Source organism: uncultured Roseovarius sp. (genome assembly GCF_947489715.1).
Lineage (GTDB): Bacteria > Pseudomonadota > Alphaproteobacteria > Rhodobacterales > Rhodobacteraceae > Roseovarius.
On sequence record NZ_CANLER010000007.1, the window covers coordinates 131,889 to 145,135 of the forward strand.

A 13,247-nucleotide genomic window follows, 5' to 3' on the forward strand; every position below is an offset into this window, starting at 1 on the left:
TCGGAAGAACACAGGAATAGCCGGGGACCTTCGGGGCCCTATAACCCGGGCGCAACACGCGCCCAATCACATAGGCAGGACAAGACCCTGCCGTTTGCTAAACGGAAGACAGAAAGCATGGCACTCAAGTCGTATAAGCCAACGACGCCGGGCCAGCGCGGGCTGGTGCTGATCGACCGTTCGGAGCTGTGGAAAGGACGCCCCGTCAAAGCCCTCACCGAGGGTCTGACGAAATCGGGTGGCCGGAACAACACCGGACGTATCACATCGCGTCGTCGCGGTGGTGGGGCGAAACGCCTCTACCGGATCGTAGACTTCAAACGGAATAAATTCGACGTCACGGCGACCGTCGAGCGGATCGAATATGACCCGAACCGGACCGCCTTCATCGCGCTCGTCAACTATGACGACGGCGAAAAGGCCTATATCCTGGCGCCGCAGCGCCTGGCCATCGGTGACAAGGTGATCTCTGCCGCCAAGGCCGACATCAAGCCGGGTAACGCAATGCCGTTCTCGGGCATGCCAATCGGTACCATCGTCCACAATATCGAGCTGAAGCCCGGTAAAGGCGGTCAGATCGCCCGTGCCGCAGGTACTTATGCCCAGTTCGTGGGCCGTGACGGTGGTTACGCCCAGATTCGCCTGAGCTCGGGCGAGCTGCGCCTGGTGCGCCAGGAATGCATGGCGACCGTTGGTGCGGTGTCGAACCCCGACAACTCGAACCAGAACTACGGTAAAGCCGGCCGGATGCGCCACAAGGGTATCCGCCCAAGCGTTCGTGGTGTTGTCATGAACCCGATCGACCACCCGCATGGTGGTGGTGAGGGCCGGACCTCGGGTGGTCGTCACCCGGTGACGCCCTGGGGCAAACCGACCAAGGGTGCCCGTACCCGCAACAAGAACAAGGCGTCGCAGAAGCTTATCATCCGCTCGCGTCACGCCAAGAAGAAGGGCCGCTAACACATGGCACGTTCTGTATGGAAAGGCCCCTTTGTGGATGCTTATGTGCTTAAGAAAGCCGAAGCATCACGCGAAAGCGGGCGTAATGAAGTTATCAAGATCTGGTCGCGCCGCTCGACGATCCTGCCCCAGTTCGTGGGCCTGACGTTTGGCGTCTACAACGGCAAGAAACACATTCCCGTCAACGTCAGCGAAGACATGATTGGTCAGAAGTTCGGCGAATACAGCCCGACCCGCACCTATTATGGTCATGCCGCCGACAAAAAAGCGAAGCGGAAGTAAGTCATGGGCAAGGAAAAGAACCCCCGCCGCGTGGCAGACAACGAAGCAATGGCAAAACTGCGCATGCTTCGCACCAGCCCGCAGAAACTGAACCTGCTGGCCGCGATGATCCGCGGCAAGAAGGTGGAAAAGGCGCTGACGGATCTGACGTTCTCGAACAAGCGGATCGCCGAAGACGTGAAGAAATGCCTTCAGTCGGCCATCGCCAACGCTGAAAACAACCACAGCCTGGACGTGGACGAACTGGTCGTGGCCGAAGCCTATGTCGGCAAGAACCTGGTCATGAAGCGCGGTCGTCCGCGGGCCCGTGGCCGGTTTGGCGCGCTGCGCAAGCCGTTCTCGGAACTGACGATCAAGGTGCGTCAAATTGAGGAGCAAGCCTGATGGGTAACAAAGTAAATCCGATTGGCATGCGCCTGCAGGTGAACCGCACCTGGGACAGCCGCTGGTATGCCGACACCAAGGACTATGGCAATCTGTTGTTGGAAGACATCGCGATCCGCGAGTTCATCAACAAGGAATGCAAGCAGGCCGGCGTCAGCCGCGTGATCATCGAACGCCCCCACAAGAAGTGCCGTGTGACCATTCACACCGCGCGTCCGGGCGTGATCATCGGCAAGAAAGGCGCTGATATCGAAGGTCTGCGCCGCAAGCTGGCCGCGATGACCGACAGCGAACTGCACCTCAATATCGTCGAGGTTCGCAAGCCCGAGCTGGACGCCACTCTGGTGGGCGAAAGCATCGCACAGCAGCTTGAGCGTCGTGTCTCGTTCCGTCGTGCGATGAAACGTGCGGTTCAGAACGCCATGCGCATGGGTGCCTTGGGTATCCGGGTCAACGTCGCGGGTCGCCTTGGCGGCGCCGAGATCGCCCGGACCGAATGGTACCGTGAGGGCCGCGTGCCCCTGCATACCCTGCGCGCCGATATCGATTATGCCAATGTCGAAGCCTCGACACCCTATGGCATCATCGGCATCAAGGTCTGGATCTTCAAGGGTGAGATCATGGAGCACGATCCGTCGGCTCGTGATCGCAAGGCCCAGGAACTCCAGGATGGTCCCGCGCCCCGTGGCGCCGGCGGCCGTCGTTAAGGAGAGATTAGATGCTACAACCAAAACGCACTAAATTCCGCAAGCAGTTCAAGGGTCGCATTCATGGCGAAGCCAAGGGCGGCTCTGACCTGAACTTCGGCACCTATGGCCTGAAAGCCACTCAGCCCGAGCGTGTAACAGCGCGTCAGATCGAGGCTGCACGTCGTGCCATGACGCGTCACATGAAACGTCAGGGCCGTGTCTGGATCCGGATATTCCCGGATCTGCCTGTCACCTCGAAACCAACCGAGGTCCGGATGGGTAAGGGTAAAGGCTCGGTTGATTTCTGGGCGGCCAAGGTCAAGCCTGGCCGGATCATGTTCGAGATCGACGGTGTCAACGAAGCGGTTGCGATGGAGGCCCTGCGCCTTGCCGCGATGAAACTGCCGCTGAAAACCCGCGTGGTGGTCCGCGAGGACTGGTAAGAACGTGGGTTTCACCCACCCTACGAAAATCAAAACCCCCGCCCGAGTGTTCGGCGGGGGTTTTGTTTTGGTCTAAGCTGTAGCGCGCCTCTTCACAAACCACACCGTTATTCTTGCAGCAAAGAGGGACCGCGTCTTCCTGCAAGGGGCAGGTCCGAGCTCACACCTACCAAGTTGCTGCGGGATGACGAATGTCCGGTCTTGGGATGGCGGCCAAAAACGTGATAAAATCAAACCGGGTTTCGCCAATGGGCTGTGGAACAAGGTTTTTCAATGGTTCTGGCTGGAAAGTCGCCAGTGACAAAAACGACCGGTTCAGGTAAGACAAAGGCTCCGCGTGGTGTCCAGGAACAAATGTCTTTCACGACGGCGGAGTGGCCGAAACTGCCGCTAAAGTCCCAAAGCACTATCAGCGGTCGATTTTTGGGTTAGATTTGAAGCATGACCGGGACATCAATTCTCGACAGGCCAAAGGTAGAAGGCAGGGCGCTTCGCGTTGCCATGTTTGGAAATTTGTTCATGGCTGCTGCAGGAGTGTTGGGCGGATTGCTGTCGAACTCGAATGCCATCATGCTTGATGGGCTGTTTTCAATGATCGGATTTGGCTCGGCTTGGATCGCGCTGCGGATCAGCCGCAACATTGATGCAGGACCGGATAGGTTGCGGCCTTTTGGATATGCCGCCGATGAGGCGATCTTCTCAACATTCCGCGCGCTTTCCCTTGTTGGCCTGGTTTTGTTCGCGCTGGCAAATGCAGCGCGCAACATCTTTAACTATCTGAACGGCGTTGATCCTGAACCGCTCAATTTTGCCGTAATGGCAATATATTTCACAGTGATCGTCCTGACCTGTGTCATACTTTGGGCTTTTCATTATACGGCCTGGCGGCGTACCGGAAAATCCAGTGCTATTCTAAGATTGGAATCGAAAGCTACTCTCTTTGACGGGCTTATCACCATGGCTGCGGGTGTTTGTATGGTGATCATCTACTACTTTAGCGAGGGGGTGCTTGCCCCGGTTGCGCCAATCGGAGACTCACTGGTGGTGGTGCTGTTATGTCTTTTTGCCATAGGCACTTACGTCAATGAATTTCGCGGAGGGCTGGCTGAACTGGCAGGTGTGACCGCGCGACCCGAGCTATTGGCGATTGCCCGCCGCGCCCTACGTCCCATAATCTCCGAAGATGGTGGCACGCTGCGCGACATGGCAGTGACAAAGCTGGGGCGACGTGTGGAGATCACAGTCTGCTATGATCCCGGGCGTCAAGTTCTTGCGGAAGACGTCGACAGTTTGAACCTGCGCATGATTGAAAAGGCGCGCGAAGCACTGCCCGATGCCGATGTCTGGTTGCTGATTACGAAACAAACGAGACAGTGGGAGACGGGGACCTAACTCACTCGACGTTTGGTTTCCAGCTTGTGAGCGAGGCGGCTAGTGGCAGTTCTTCATGCTGTGACCCCGCGCTGCGCGAAAGAGCGATGGCAGGGGTGGGCTCTCTGCCGGCATTTGTGTCCAAGTGTATTCTCTTGTGAATTCGGTCTTGCAAAGAACCGTTATTGACAGTGTGTTCGCGCCGGCCGCCGTTAGCGCAGATGCAGCGAAATGGCGCTTTGTCCGCTTTGGTGACGTTGGTGGCCGCTCGCCCTGTTAACCCGGCAAAACACCGATTTCGACACCGACGTTATACCGACAAAATACCGACGTTATACCGACAAGGGTTTTTTCCGCGATTTCAGCGCGTTAACCTGATTCTCGGCGGGTTGGCGCATCGTCGGGATATTTCGGAGGCCGGAATTGGTCCGCCAGACCTTCCCTGCCGCTGCCACGGCAGGGAGTATTCAGATTGTTACGAAGAAGCGGGCCAGGAAAAATCCGGGCGCAGGCTGTCATAGACGGGGCGGCCATCGTCGGGTTTGGCGTAGCCTTTGCTGTCGTCGTAAAACGCGTGATAGGTCGCATCGGGGAAGCCGGCGGTATCGTAGCCCATCACGTTGGGGACGGCGACGCGGATGCGTCTTTCCTTGTCATCGAGCATGAGCGCCGCACCGCAATCGGCGCAGGTGCAAAGCTCCAGCGGGCCGTTGGGATTGTCGGCGTTGAAGGGCTGCCGGTTCATCTTTTCCTCGTGATCGCCACTGAGATCACCGTGGTTGAAGAACGCGACATGGGTGGTCTGTTGACCGGTAACATTTTTACAGACATTACAATGACATACATGGTTATCAATGGGTTCGGCATTTGCCACTATCTTGACGTGGTCGCAGCCGCCGGAATATGGGCTGGACATGGTTTCATCCTCCTTGTCATTGGTTGGAGCGCGCAAGAGCGCCCATCTGTCATGGGACGACAGCGGGGTCAGAAAAGCAATATAGCCTTAGGAATCGGGTGATTTCGGGCCATTCTGCCCCTCGCCACGGTCCGCAGGCTGGGCTATGACGGGGCCATGTCAGAGATCAGATCCCTCTTCGTGACCCGCCTTTATCGCGCCGCCCTTTCCGAACTCGGGGAGGCACCGGATGCGGCTGAGCTGGAAGCCTCGTGCTATTCGATTGCCGAGGATGACGAGGCCGGGCAGGGGTGGTGCGAAGAAAACGGCTATCCGGGCTATACCTCTTATGCGTCGCTCACCGATCTGGGCTGGCGGTTTCCCATATTTGCCGATCTGGTCAAGCTTCTGGACAGGCATGTTGCTGAATTTGCTAAGGATTTGGCGTTCGATCTGGATGGGCGGGAACTGAAGCTGGAGGACATCTGGATCAATATCTTGCCGGAAGGTGGATCCCATGCCAGCCATATCCACCCGCATTCGGTGATCAGCGGAACGACCTATGTGGCCATGCCCGACGGGGCCAGCGCGCTGAAGCTGGAGGACCCGAGATCAGCGATGATGATGGCAGCCCCGGCCCGGCAGAAAGACGCGCGGGAAGAGATGCGGAGCTTTGTCTACGTGACGCCGAAAGTGGGCGACGTGCTGCTTTGGGAAAGCTGGCTACGCCACGAGGTGCCGATGAACATGTCCGAGGAAGAACGCATCAGCGTCAGCTTTAATTATGGGTGGTCATAGACCAACCGTCGGGGCGCAAAACCGCTGTCTTTTGGCCCTTTGGTGGATATCTGGTCGAATCATCCCTCAACCCCCTGGTTAACAAGGGAAAACCCCGGGCTGTATTGCGTCGGTATCACGTCGGTATTACGTCGGTATTTGGCACCGAGAAGGCCGTGATTAACAGGGCGGGCGGTGCCTGGGGGAGTGGGTGCGGGTTTTCCGCCCGAATTTCTGGGCGACATGCCCCGCCAATGGGTCATCATTCGACCGGGCAAGAGGGTCTGAAAATCCAGTCTGTGCATGTGTGACCCGCGATCTCTACCGACGGTGCCTGAAGTGTGTATTCCGGGCCGGATCAGGAGTGTCTTTCCGACGCGTCAGGGAAGAAAAACGATAATAGTGCTTGCATTATCGGTCTGACTGCCGCAGGGACAGCGGGCTTACGTTATTCTTTTTCGTCCTTCTGTCTCCTCTAAACCGGCGCTCAGTCTTTCGATCCAGACCAACTACGCCGGGCTGCCGCACTTACGCGGGCAGCACTATATAGGAGATTACGGTATGGCTAATGGCACCGTAAAATGGTTCAACTCAACCAAAGGCTTCGGCTTTATCGCACCTGAGGGTGGCGGCAAGGACGTATTCGTTCACGTTTCGGCTGTTGAGCGCGCCGGTCTGACCGGCCTGGCCGACGACCAGAAAGTGACCTTCGACATTGAAGCAGGCCGCGACGGCCGTGAATCGGCATCGAACCTGGCACTCGCCTAAGTCGATCTGATCTGAATGCGCAGGCGGCGTCGGGGAAACTCGGCGCCGTTTGTATTTTCGGTGCTCCGTAAACCGCGGAGAGTGGAAGGAGCGAGCGACAAGAGGAACAGGTTTCGACGTGAGGATAAAGTCTATGCTAAAGCTTGTTTGCTTTTCCTGATCCGTACGAGCCCGGCAAGCCCTGCAAGTCCCGACAGCAAGAGCGGCAAACCCAGTGGCAAGGGTACAGCGGCGACTTTGGTTACAGTCGCAAAGATATTCAGGTTTCCGGAAACAAACGGAGATGACGCCAAACTGTCCCTTCCGGTTACAACAAATTGGGGCGTTAGAAAATCGTCGATCACGATACTAAAGTCCGTTTCCGACTGTGCCAGTGAATTGACGACACCACCGCCGAAAATCAATCTGTCGACCGCTGAAAAATAAGTAAAACCGATCGGATTTTGCGTCAATCCAAACGGATCTTGCCCAGGGAAGAGGGGTGACGTCAGCGAATTGACTGTGAGGCCGACTGTTTCATCGGTGTGGTCCACGGTGAAATCAGCAGTGATCGTGAAGTCAAAATTCACTATCCCAAGCTGTCCGCCGCCAAAGACGGCCGCAACATTAAAGGTGGCGGCCGATACTGCAGCAGGCAGCGCAAATACCAAGGCGGCGATGCTCAGCACCCTATTGATGTGCCGCCAGATGCCTGTCTTTTTCGTTAGATTCCGCATGACAAATTCCTCCGTTAAAATATATGGATCAGTGCATTAAATTTGTGCGGTGTGCCGCACCTGTCGTTAACTCTAAGACAAAAAAGTCTTCATTAGTAGCGATCAATGGGTGTTCGGTAAGTCACCCGGAGAGCCCCATCATAAACGGACGGCCTGTTTGCACCTCCACAAAAGCTGTCAGGACGTTGGCACATCTGCGCATATGGGCACCTCAGCTGTTCTGCGTTAATCCACGGGCAACGTGAGGGCCAGTAGAAGGGGCCCAGTGAAGAGGGCCAGAGAAGAGGACCAGTGAAATCGTTGCGTCGCAGGCAGGTGTAAAAACCAGGGTTTCAGCCTGCCTGCGCAAACTTTAAACTTTCCCTTGCTCTCTCAGGGTGCCTCCCTTATACGGCCCCATCTGAGGGATTCCGGGCGACCGGGATTCGTCTTTGTTTTGCAATTCATCCACCGGGTTTCTGGTTACCCTGTACCAACGTCAGGGGCTTGCCGGTGTTTTGAGAGAGGAAAAGGCGATATGAACGCCCAGGAACTACGTGACAAGACGCCGGATCAGCTGCGTGAAGATCTGGTGGCGCTGAAGAAAGAGCAGTTCAACCTGCGCTTTCAGTCGGCCACAAACCAGCTGGAAAACCCTGCAAAGATGCGTGAAGCCCGCCGCAATGCGGCCCGTGTGCTGACCATCCTGAATGAAAAAGCCGCCGAAGCGGCCAAAGACGCGTAAGAAGGAGAGAGCCCCATGCCCAAGCGTATTCTGCAAGGCGTCGTGACCTCCGACGCGAACGCACAGACAGTCACCGTGTCGGTTGAACGCCGTTTCAAGCACCCGGTTCTGGCAAAGACCATCCGTAAGTCCAAGAAATACCGGGCTCACGATGAAAAGAACGCTTTCAAGGTCGGTGACCAAGTCCGCATCATCGAATGCGCACCGAAATCGAAAACGAAACGTTGGGAGGTGTTGGAAGCGTAAAGCTCCGGCGCCTTTTGGCATTATTCGAAACCCTGGGGACAAGGCAATGCATCGCCCCCCATAGGTCGGGAGAAACCAAATGATCCAGATGCAAACCAACCTGGATGTTGCTGACAATAGCGGCGCGCGCCGTGTTCAGTGCATCAAGGTCCTGGGGGGTTCCAAGCGTAAATACGCATCCGTGGGCGACATCATCGTCGTCTCGGTCAAGGAAGCCATCCCGCGTGGTCGCGTGAAGAAGGGCGACGTCCGCAAGGCCGTTGTCGTACGCACCGCCAAGGAAGTCCGTCGTGAAGATGGCACCGCCATCCGCTTTGACCGCAACGCCGCCGTGATCCTGAACAACGCAGGTGAGCCGGTCGGAACCCGTATCTTCGGGCCGGTTGTACGCGAACTGCGCGGCAAGAACTTCATGAAGATCATCTCGCTCGCCCCGGAGGTGCTGTGATATGGCTGCGAAACTGAAAAAAGGCGACAAGGTCGTCGTTCTTGCCGGTAAGGACAAGGGCAAGGAAGGCACCATCGCATCCGTCGATCCGACAGCCGGCAAGGCCGTTGTCGATGGCATCAACATGGCGATCCGCCACACCAAGCAAAGCCAGACCAGCCAGGGCGGCCGCATCCCCAAGGCGATGCCGATCGAACTGAGCAACCTGGCATTCCTGGACAAGAACGGCAAAGCGACCCGCGTCGGCTTCAAGGTTGAAGACGGCAAGAAGGTACGGTTTGCCAAGACCACGGGGGACGTGATCGATGCTTGATACTGCAAACTATACCCCGCGTCTGAAAACCCAGTACCGCGAGACCATCCGCGCCGCTCTGAAAGAAGAGTTCGGCTACAAGAACGAGATGATGATCCCCAAGCTGGACAAGATCGTTCTGAACATCGGATGCGGCAAGGCGGCTGTCAAAGACAGCAAGAAAGCCAAGTCGGCACAGGAAGACCTGAGCACAATCGCAGGTCAGCACGCGGTCGTCACCAAGGCCAAGAACTCGATCGCCGGGTTCCGGGTGCGTGAAGACATGCCGATGGGGGCGAAAGTGACCCTGCGCGGCAACCGGATGTATGAATTCCTGGATCGCCTGATCACCATCGCGATGCCCCGTATCCGCGACTTCCGCGGTGTTTCGGGCAAGTCGTTCGATGGGCGTGGCAACTATGCCATGGGCATCAAGGAACACATCGTTTTCCCCGAGATCAACTTCGACAAGGTCGATGAGATGTGGGGCATGGATGTCATTATCACAACCACGGCGCAAACCGACGCTGAAGCCAAGGCGCTGTTGAAGCAATTCAACATGCCCTTCAACAGCTGAGCGGCGGGAGGAAAGACTTATGGCTAAAAAAGCAATGATCGAACGCGAGAAGAAGCGTCAGAAGCTGGTTGAGAAATATGCTGCCAAGCGTGCTGCGCTGAAAGAGATCGTGAATGACGAAGCCAAGCCGATGGAAGAGCGTTTCCGCGCCTCCCTGAAGCTGGCGAAACTGCCGCGCAACAGCTCGGCCACAAGGCTGCACAACCGTTGCCAGCTGACCGGTCGTCCGCATGCGTTTTATCGCAAACTCAAAGTGTCGCGGATCGCGCTGCGCGAGCTTGGCTCGAACGGCCAGGCCCCCGGCCTCGTGAAATCCAGCTGGTAAGGGAGATTTGATATGAATGATCCTATCGGCGATATGCTGGCCCGTATCCGCAACAGCCAGATGCGCGGCAAATCCACCGTGACGATGCCTGCGTCGAAGATGCGCGAGCGCGTGCTGAGCGTGCTGGCGGATGAAGGCTATATTCGCGGCTTCGAGGCTGCCACCGGCAAGGATGGTCATCCGGCCATCGAGGTGAGCCTGAAGTATTTCGAAGGCACTCCGGTTATTCGTGAAATGAAACGGGTTTCGAAACCCGGTCGTCGCGTGTACCTGAGCGTCAAGGACATCCCGCAGGTCCGTCAGGGCCTGGGCGTGTCGATTGTCTCTACGTCGAAAGGCGTGATGTCGGACGCAAGTGCCCGCAGCCACAATGTTGGCGGCGAAGTGCTCTGCACCGTATTCTAAGGGGGCCTGAGAAATGTCTCGTATCGGAAAACAACCTGTTGCACTGCCCAGTGGTGTAACCGCCTCCCTGTCGGGCCAGACCCTTGAGGTCAAAGGCCCGAAAGACACGCAGAGCTTTACCGCGACTGACGATGTCACGCTGACCGTCGACGACGGTAAGGTTACCGTGACCCCGCGCGGCAAGTCCAAGCGGGCGCGTCAGCAGTGGGGCATGACCCGCACCGTGATCGCCAACATGGTTCAGGGCTGCAACGAAACGTTCAAGAAAGAACTTGAGATCCGCGGTGTGGGTTATCGGGCATCGGTTCAGGGCAATATTGTCAAACTGAACCTGGGCCTTAGCCATGACGTTGATTTCGAGGTTCCTGCTGGAGTGACTGTGACCGCGCCGAAACAGACCGAACTGGTCGTTGAAGGCACGGATAAGCAGCTCGTCGGTCAGGTCGCGGCCAATATCCGCGACTGGCGTCGCCCCGAGCCCTATAAGGGCAAGGGCATTCGCTACAAAGACGAGTATATCTTCCAGAAGGAAGGCAAGAAGAAGTAAGGACGCGATAAAATGGCAAACAGCAAAAGAACTCTGTTCCTTAAGCGCCGCCTGCGCGTTCGGAACAAACTTCGCAAGGTCAATGCAGGGCGCGTGCGCCTGAGCGTTCACCGGTCTTCGAAGAACATCAGTGCGCAGCTGATCGACGACGTCAACGGCGTGACGCTGGCCTCGGCCTCGACCCTGGAAAAGGATCTGGGCGTGATCGGCAAGAACAATGTCGAAGCAGCCACAAAAGTGGGTGCCCTGATTGCGGAACGCGCCAAGAAGGCCGGGGTAAGCGAAGCTTATTTCGACCGTGGCGGTTTCCTCTTTCATGGCAAGGTGAAGGCCGTGGCCGACGCTGCCCGTGAAGGTGGTCTGAAAATCTAAGACAGCGTAGGTGGCCTTTTATCGGGCCACCTCGATGATCCGGGGGCCTCATGCCCACTGGGATCGACGATAACAGGCGCGAGGGCGCCGCATGGAAAGGACGCCACTATGGCAAGAGATGACAACCGTCGCGGAGGTCGCGATCGCGACGAAACGCCGGAATTCGCCGATCGTTTGGTTGCAATCAACCGCGTATCGAAAACCGTCAAAGGTGGTAAGCGCTTCGGCTTTGCCGCTCTGGTCGTTGTTGGCGACCAAAAAGGCCGCGTCGGTTTCGGCAAGGGTAAAGCCAAAGAGGTGCCCGAGGCGATCCGCAAGGCCACCGAGCAGGCCAAGCGTCAGATGATCCGCGTGCCGCTGCGCGAAGGTCGCACGCTGCACCACGATATCGAGGGCCGTCACGGCGCCGGTAAAGTGGTCATGCGCACAGCCCCCACAGGTACCGGCATCATCGCCGGTGGTCCGATGCGGGCCGTTTTCGAGATGCTGGGTGTGCAGGATGTTGTTGCGAAGTCGATCGGCTCGCAGAATCCCTATAACATGATCCGCGCCACGCTGAACGGTCTGGGCCGCGAAGCCAGCCCCCGTATGGTGGCACAGCGTCGTGGCAAGAAGGTTGCCGACATCCTGAAAAAGGATGATGCACCGGCTGCTGCCACCGAAGCCGCAGAAGCGTAAGGAGACGGACACATGGCCAAAACCATCGTAGTCAAGCAGATCGGCAGCCCGATCCGCCGCCCGGAAAAACAGCGCCAGACGCTGATTGGCCTGGGCCTGAACAAGATGCACAAAACCCGCGAGCTGGAAGATACCCCGGCCGTGCGCGGCATGATCGCCAAGATCCCGCATATGGTTGAGATCGTCGAAGAAAAAGGCTGAGGTGGTGCCGGGGTGAACCCCGGCCTACAGTGAGAATTAAAACGCCCCGGTCAGAAATGGCCGGGGTTTTTTGCTTCTGAGTTCATCGTGTCAATGGCAGTGTAGTGGTTTGGATCCGGCATGGCAGCATTCCCCCGGACAGTTTCCGGGGTGACCTTTGTCGCTCTGGACGAGCTGACCCTTTCCTTGTGTTCGATATGGAACTCTTAGCCCGCGCGGAAATAAGCCCGCAGGGCGCCGCGTGACCGCCAGACCGCCCGCAAGGGCTAGCGATTTGGAGGGATCAGCACAATGTAGTGAGGTTGTTCGGATGTGGCTGGAATAAAGTGCATCCCAGCTGCGTTGGGTCGCCATCCCGCGGTCTGGCGATCACGCGGCTAGGTTGGGCGCAAGCCTGTTTGTCTTTGCCCGATCAACGTGCATCCCAGGGTTTCGCGCAGTGCTTCGGCCAACTCGTCCACGGTGTCGGTCGACACATAGCTGCCGCCGGTGCCGTCGCTGAGGCATTTGGCAACAGAGGCGCCGTCGGAATAGATACCCGCCTCGGGGCTGTCCCAGGCAAACGGGTCGGCGACGACGCGGAAACCGATGACGTGGATCGTGAGGTCGCGGGCGGAGATGGCCAGTTCCTTGCCCAGGGCGCAGGGGCGGCCACCGCAGGTCTCGTTGCCGTCGGTGACCAGCACCACGATACCGGGCCGGTGGCGGTATTCCAGCACTTCGGCTGCGGCGCGCACCGAGGCGGTCAGCGGTGTCAGCCCGTTGGGATCGACCGTCTCAATCGCTTCGATCACCGGGCGGGCGGCATCCGGGACCGGCGCGAAATGCAGGTTGATGCCGTCGCAGGAGCCTTCGGGCCCCGGGCCATAGACCAACAGGCCCACGCGCCGCACCGGGGCGATCTGCGGCATGGCCCGGCGCAGGGCCACGCGCGCATCGTCAATACGAGTGGGGGCGGTCGGGTCGAACCCCAGTTCGGCCATCGAGGCGGAGCCGTCAAAGACCAGCATCGCATCCGCCGCACAGCCCGAGGCGGCGCTGCCCGGGGGCGGCGCGGTGATGGCGGCGGACAGGGCCAGCGCGCCAAGACAGGTCAAGGCCGTTCTCATACTGGCAGCTTGGCATTAGACTTGCCCCCAAATCAATG

The 13,247-nt window shown here is 58.0% G+C and carries 22 protein-coding genes; 19 read left to right on the forward strand and 3 right to left on the reverse strand.

Annotation, left to right across the window (positions count from 1 at the left end; all coding sequences use genetic code 11):
• The first annotated feature begins 117 nt into the window (after positions 1–117).
• The 6 genes from rplB to Q1B27_RS17170 all read left to right on the forward strand — a co-directional run bounded on the left by rplB (position 118) and on the right by Q1B27_RS17170 (position 4,150).
• Positions 118–960 carry a 50S ribosomal protein L2 gene (rplB, locus tag Q1B27_RS17145; RefSeq protein ID WP_299849176.1) on the forward strand — a complete coding sequence of 281 codons (843 nt, stop codon included), beginning with the start codon at positions 118–120 and terminating at the stop codon, positions 958–960.
• A gap of 3 nt (positions 961–963) precedes the next feature.
• On the forward strand, positions 964–1,242 hold the full coding sequence (rpsS, locus tag Q1B27_RS17150) for a 30S ribosomal protein S19 (RefSeq protein ID WP_008236480.1): 279 nt from the start codon (positions 964–966) through the stop codon (positions 1,240–1,242).
• 3 nt (positions 1,243–1,245) lie between these two features.
• Positions 1,246–1,626: a 50S ribosomal protein L22 gene (gene rplV / locus Q1B27_RS17155; RefSeq protein ID WP_299849178.1), complete on the forward strand. Its 381-nt coding sequence runs from the start codon at positions 1,246–1,248 to the stop codon at positions 1,624–1,626.
• Positions 1,626–2,333 carry a 30S ribosomal protein S3 gene (gene rpsC / locus Q1B27_RS17160; protein WP_299849180.1) on the forward strand — a complete coding sequence of 236 codons (708 nt, stop codon included), beginning with the start codon at positions 1,626–1,628 and terminating at the stop codon, positions 2,331–2,333. Before rplV ends, rpsC begins: the two co-directional genes overlap by 1 nt.
• 11 nt (positions 2,334–2,344) lie before the next feature.
• Positions 2,345–2,758: a 50S ribosomal protein L16 gene (rplP, locus tag Q1B27_RS17165; protein WP_299849183.1), complete on the forward strand. Its 414-nt coding sequence runs from the start codon at positions 2,345–2,347 to the stop codon at positions 2,756–2,758.
• A gap of 501 nt (positions 2,759–3,259) precedes the next feature.
• The gene (locus Q1B27_RS17170) at positions 3,260–4,150 is read left to right on the forward strand and encodes a cation transporter (protein WP_299849185.1); all 891 of its coding nucleotides are present in this window, start codon (positions 3,260–3,262) and stop codon (positions 4,148–4,150) included.
• Between the two features lie 454 nt (positions 4,151–4,604).
• Here the strand turns inward: Q1B27_RS17170 and Q1B27_RS17175 are convergent, their stop codons facing one another.
• Positions 4,605–5,045 carry a GFA family protein gene (locus Q1B27_RS17175; RefSeq protein WP_299849187.1) on the reverse strand — a complete coding sequence of 147 codons (441 nt, stop codon included), beginning with the start codon at positions 5,043–5,045 and terminating at the stop codon, positions 4,605–4,607.
• Positions 5,046–5,201: 156 nt separating this feature from the next.
• Between Q1B27_RS17175 and Q1B27_RS17180 the strand changes: the two genes are divergently transcribed.
• Together Q1B27_RS17180 and Q1B27_RS17185 are read left to right on the forward strand one after the other, a co-directional pair.
• Positions 5,202–5,822: a 2OG-Fe(II) oxygenase family protein gene (locus Q1B27_RS17180; RefSeq protein WP_299849189.1), complete on the forward strand. Its 621-nt coding sequence runs from the start codon at positions 5,202–5,204 to the stop codon at positions 5,820–5,822.
• A gap of 540 nt (positions 5,823–6,362) precedes the next feature.
• Positions 6,363–6,569, forward strand: a complete 207-nt coding sequence (locus Q1B27_RS17185; protein ID WP_299849191.1) for a cold-shock protein — start codon at positions 6,363–6,365, stop codon at positions 6,567–6,569.
• A gap of 131 nt (positions 6,570–6,700) precedes the next feature.
• On the opposite strand, the gene Q1B27_RS17190 is transcribed toward Q1B27_RS17185, so the two are convergent.
• Positions 6,701–7,285 (reverse strand): hypothetical protein, encoded by a 585-nt coding sequence (locus tag Q1B27_RS17190; protein ID WP_299849193.1) that lies wholly within the window; start codon positions 7,283–7,285, stop codon positions 6,701–6,703.
• A gap of 517 nt (positions 7,286–7,802) precedes the next feature.
• On the opposite strand from Q1B27_RS17190, the gene rpmC reads away from it, so the two are divergent.
• From rpmC to rpmD, 11 genes are all read left to right on the forward strand, one after another.
• Entirely contained in the window at positions 7,803–8,009 is a 207-nt protein-coding gene (gene rpmC, locus Q1B27_RS17195) for a 50S ribosomal protein L29 (RefSeq protein ID WP_299849195.1), read from the forward strand.
• Positions 8,010–8,024: 15 nt separating this feature from the next.
• Positions 8,025–8,255, forward strand: a complete 231-nt coding sequence (rpsQ, locus tag Q1B27_RS17200) for a 30S ribosomal protein S17 (protein WP_299849197.1) — start codon at positions 8,025–8,027, stop codon at positions 8,253–8,255.
• A gap of 79 nt (positions 8,256–8,334) precedes the next feature.
• Positions 8,335–8,703 carry a 50S ribosomal protein L14 gene (rplN, locus tag Q1B27_RS17205; RefSeq protein WP_085892917.1) on the forward strand — a complete coding sequence of 123 codons (369 nt, stop codon included), beginning with the start codon at positions 8,335–8,337 and terminating at the stop codon, positions 8,701–8,703.
• 1 nt (position 8,704) lies between these two features.
• Positions 8,705–9,016, forward strand: coding sequence for a 50S ribosomal protein L24 (gene rplX, locus Q1B27_RS17210; RefSeq protein WP_299849200.1), 312 nt, complete (start codon positions 8,705–8,707; stop codon positions 9,014–9,016).
• Positions 9,009–9,572, forward strand: coding sequence for a 50S ribosomal protein L5 (rplE, locus tag Q1B27_RS17215; RefSeq protein ID WP_299849203.1), 564 nt, complete (start codon positions 9,009–9,011; stop codon positions 9,570–9,572). Before rplX ends, rplE begins: the two co-directional genes overlap by 8 nt.
• A gap of 19 nt (positions 9,573–9,591) precedes the next feature.
• On the forward strand, positions 9,592–9,897 hold the full coding sequence (rpsN, locus tag Q1B27_RS17220; RefSeq protein WP_299849205.1) for a 30S ribosomal protein S14: 306 nt from the start codon (positions 9,592–9,594) through the stop codon (positions 9,895–9,897).
• A 12-nt stretch (positions 9,898–9,909) separates the two neighbouring features.
• A complete protein-coding gene (rpsH, locus tag Q1B27_RS17225; RefSeq protein ID WP_299849206.1) occupies positions 9,910–10,302 on the forward strand; it encodes a 30S ribosomal protein S8 in 393 nt (130 codons plus the stop codon).
• A gap of 13 nt (positions 10,303–10,315) precedes the next feature.
• Positions 10,316–10,849: a 50S ribosomal protein L6 gene (gene rplF / locus Q1B27_RS17230; RefSeq protein ID WP_299849208.1), complete on the forward strand. Its 534-nt coding sequence runs from the start codon at positions 10,316–10,318 to the stop codon at positions 10,847–10,849.
• A gap of 12 nt (positions 10,850–10,861) precedes the next feature.
• Complete coding sequence (rplR, locus tag Q1B27_RS17235; protein ID WP_299849210.1) at positions 10,862–11,221, forward strand: 50S ribosomal protein L18; 360 nt, start codon at positions 10,862–10,864, stop codon at positions 11,219–11,221.
• 108 nt (positions 11,222–11,329) lie between these two features.
• Positions 11,330–11,899, forward strand: a complete 570-nt coding sequence (gene rpsE / locus Q1B27_RS17240) for a 30S ribosomal protein S5 (RefSeq protein ID WP_299849212.1) — start codon at positions 11,330–11,332, stop codon at positions 11,897–11,899.
• Between the two features lie 12 nt (positions 11,900–11,911).
• Positions 11,912–12,100, forward strand: coding sequence for a 50S ribosomal protein L30 (gene rpmD / locus Q1B27_RS17245; RefSeq protein WP_085802457.1), 189 nt, complete (start codon positions 11,912–11,914; stop codon positions 12,098–12,100).
• Positions 12,101–12,477: 377 nt separating this feature from the next.
• Here rpmD and Q1B27_RS17250 read toward each other — a convergent pair whose 3' ends face one another.
• The gene (locus Q1B27_RS17250; protein WP_299849214.1) at positions 12,478–13,209 is read right to left on the reverse strand and encodes a VWA domain-containing protein; all 732 of its coding nucleotides are present in this window, start codon (positions 13,207–13,209) and stop codon (positions 12,478–12,480) included.
• Positions 13,210–13,247 lie beyond the last annotated feature (38 nt).

What these genes read in the sequence shown, in the direction of transcription:
- rplB (WP_299849176.1), top strand. Translation starts at nt 118, where the DNA reads ATGGCACTCAAGTCGTATAAGCCAACGACGCCGGGCCAGCGCGGGCTG.
- rpsS (WP_008236480.1), top strand. Translation starts at nt 964, where the DNA reads ATGGCACGTTCTGTATGGAAAGGCCCCTTTGTGGATGCTTATGTGCTT.
- rplV (WP_299849178.1), top strand. Translation starts at nt 1,246, where the DNA reads ATGGGCAAGGAAAAGAACCCCCGCCGCGTGGCAGACAACGAAGCAATG.
- rpsC (WP_299849180.1), top strand. Translation starts at nt 1,626, where the DNA reads ATGGGTAACAAAGTAAATCCGATTGGCATGCGCCTGCAGGTGAACCGC.
- rplP (WP_299849183.1), top strand. Translation starts at nt 2,345, where the DNA reads ATGCTACAACCAAAACGCACTAAATTCCGCAAGCAGTTCAAGGGTCGC.
- Q1B27_RS17170 (WP_299849185.1), top strand. Translation starts at nt 3,260, where the DNA reads ATGTTTGGAAATTTGTTCATGGCTGCTGCAGGAGTGTTGGGCGGATTG.
- Q1B27_RS17175 (WP_299849187.1), bottom strand. Translation starts at nt 5,045, where the DNA reads ATGTCCAGCCCATATTCCGGCGGCTGCGACCACGTCAAGATAGTGGCA.
- Q1B27_RS17180 (WP_299849189.1), top strand. Translation starts at nt 5,202, where the DNA reads ATGTCAGAGATCAGATCCCTCTTCGTGACCCGCCTTTATCGCGCCGCC.
- Q1B27_RS17185 (WP_299849191.1), top strand. Translation starts at nt 6,363, where the DNA reads ATGGCTAATGGCACCGTAAAATGGTTCAACTCAACCAAAGGCTTCGGC.
- Q1B27_RS17190 (WP_299849193.1), bottom strand. Translation starts at nt 7,285, where the DNA reads ATGCGGAATCTAACGAAAAAGACAGGCATCTGGCGGCACATCAATAGG.
- rpmC (WP_299849195.1), top strand. Translation starts at nt 7,803, where the DNA reads ATGAACGCCCAGGAACTACGTGACAAGACGCCGGATCAGCTGCGTGAA.
- rpsQ (WP_299849197.1), top strand. Translation starts at nt 8,025, where the DNA reads ATGCCCAAGCGTATTCTGCAAGGCGTCGTGACCTCCGACGCGAACGCA.
- rplN (WP_085892917.1), top strand. Translation starts at nt 8,335, where the DNA reads ATGATCCAGATGCAAACCAACCTGGATGTTGCTGACAATAGCGGCGCG.
- rplX (WP_299849200.1), top strand. Translation starts at nt 8,705, where the DNA reads ATGGCTGCGAAACTGAAAAAAGGCGACAAGGTCGTCGTTCTTGCCGGT.
- rplE (WP_299849203.1), top strand. Translation starts at nt 9,009, where the DNA reads ATGCTTGATACTGCAAACTATACCCCGCGTCTGAAAACCCAGTACCGC.
- rpsN (WP_299849205.1), top strand. Translation starts at nt 9,592, where the DNA reads ATGGCTAAAAAAGCAATGATCGAACGCGAGAAGAAGCGTCAGAAGCTG.
- rpsH (WP_299849206.1), top strand. Translation starts at nt 9,910, where the DNA reads ATGAATGATCCTATCGGCGATATGCTGGCCCGTATCCGCAACAGCCAG.
- rplF (WP_299849208.1), top strand. Translation starts at nt 10,316, where the DNA reads ATGTCTCGTATCGGAAAACAACCTGTTGCACTGCCCAGTGGTGTAACC.
- rplR (WP_299849210.1), top strand. Translation starts at nt 10,862, where the DNA reads ATGGCAAACAGCAAAAGAACTCTGTTCCTTAAGCGCCGCCTGCGCGTT.
- rpsE (WP_299849212.1), top strand. Translation starts at nt 11,330, where the DNA reads ATGGCAAGAGATGACAACCGTCGCGGAGGTCGCGATCGCGACGAAACG.
- rpmD (WP_085802457.1), top strand. Translation starts at nt 11,912, where the DNA reads ATGGCCAAAACCATCGTAGTCAAGCAGATCGGCAGCCCGATCCGCCGC.
- Q1B27_RS17250 (WP_299849214.1), bottom strand. Translation starts at nt 13,209, where the DNA reads ATGAGAACGGCCTTGACCTGTCTTGGCGCGCTGGCCCTGTCCGCCGCC.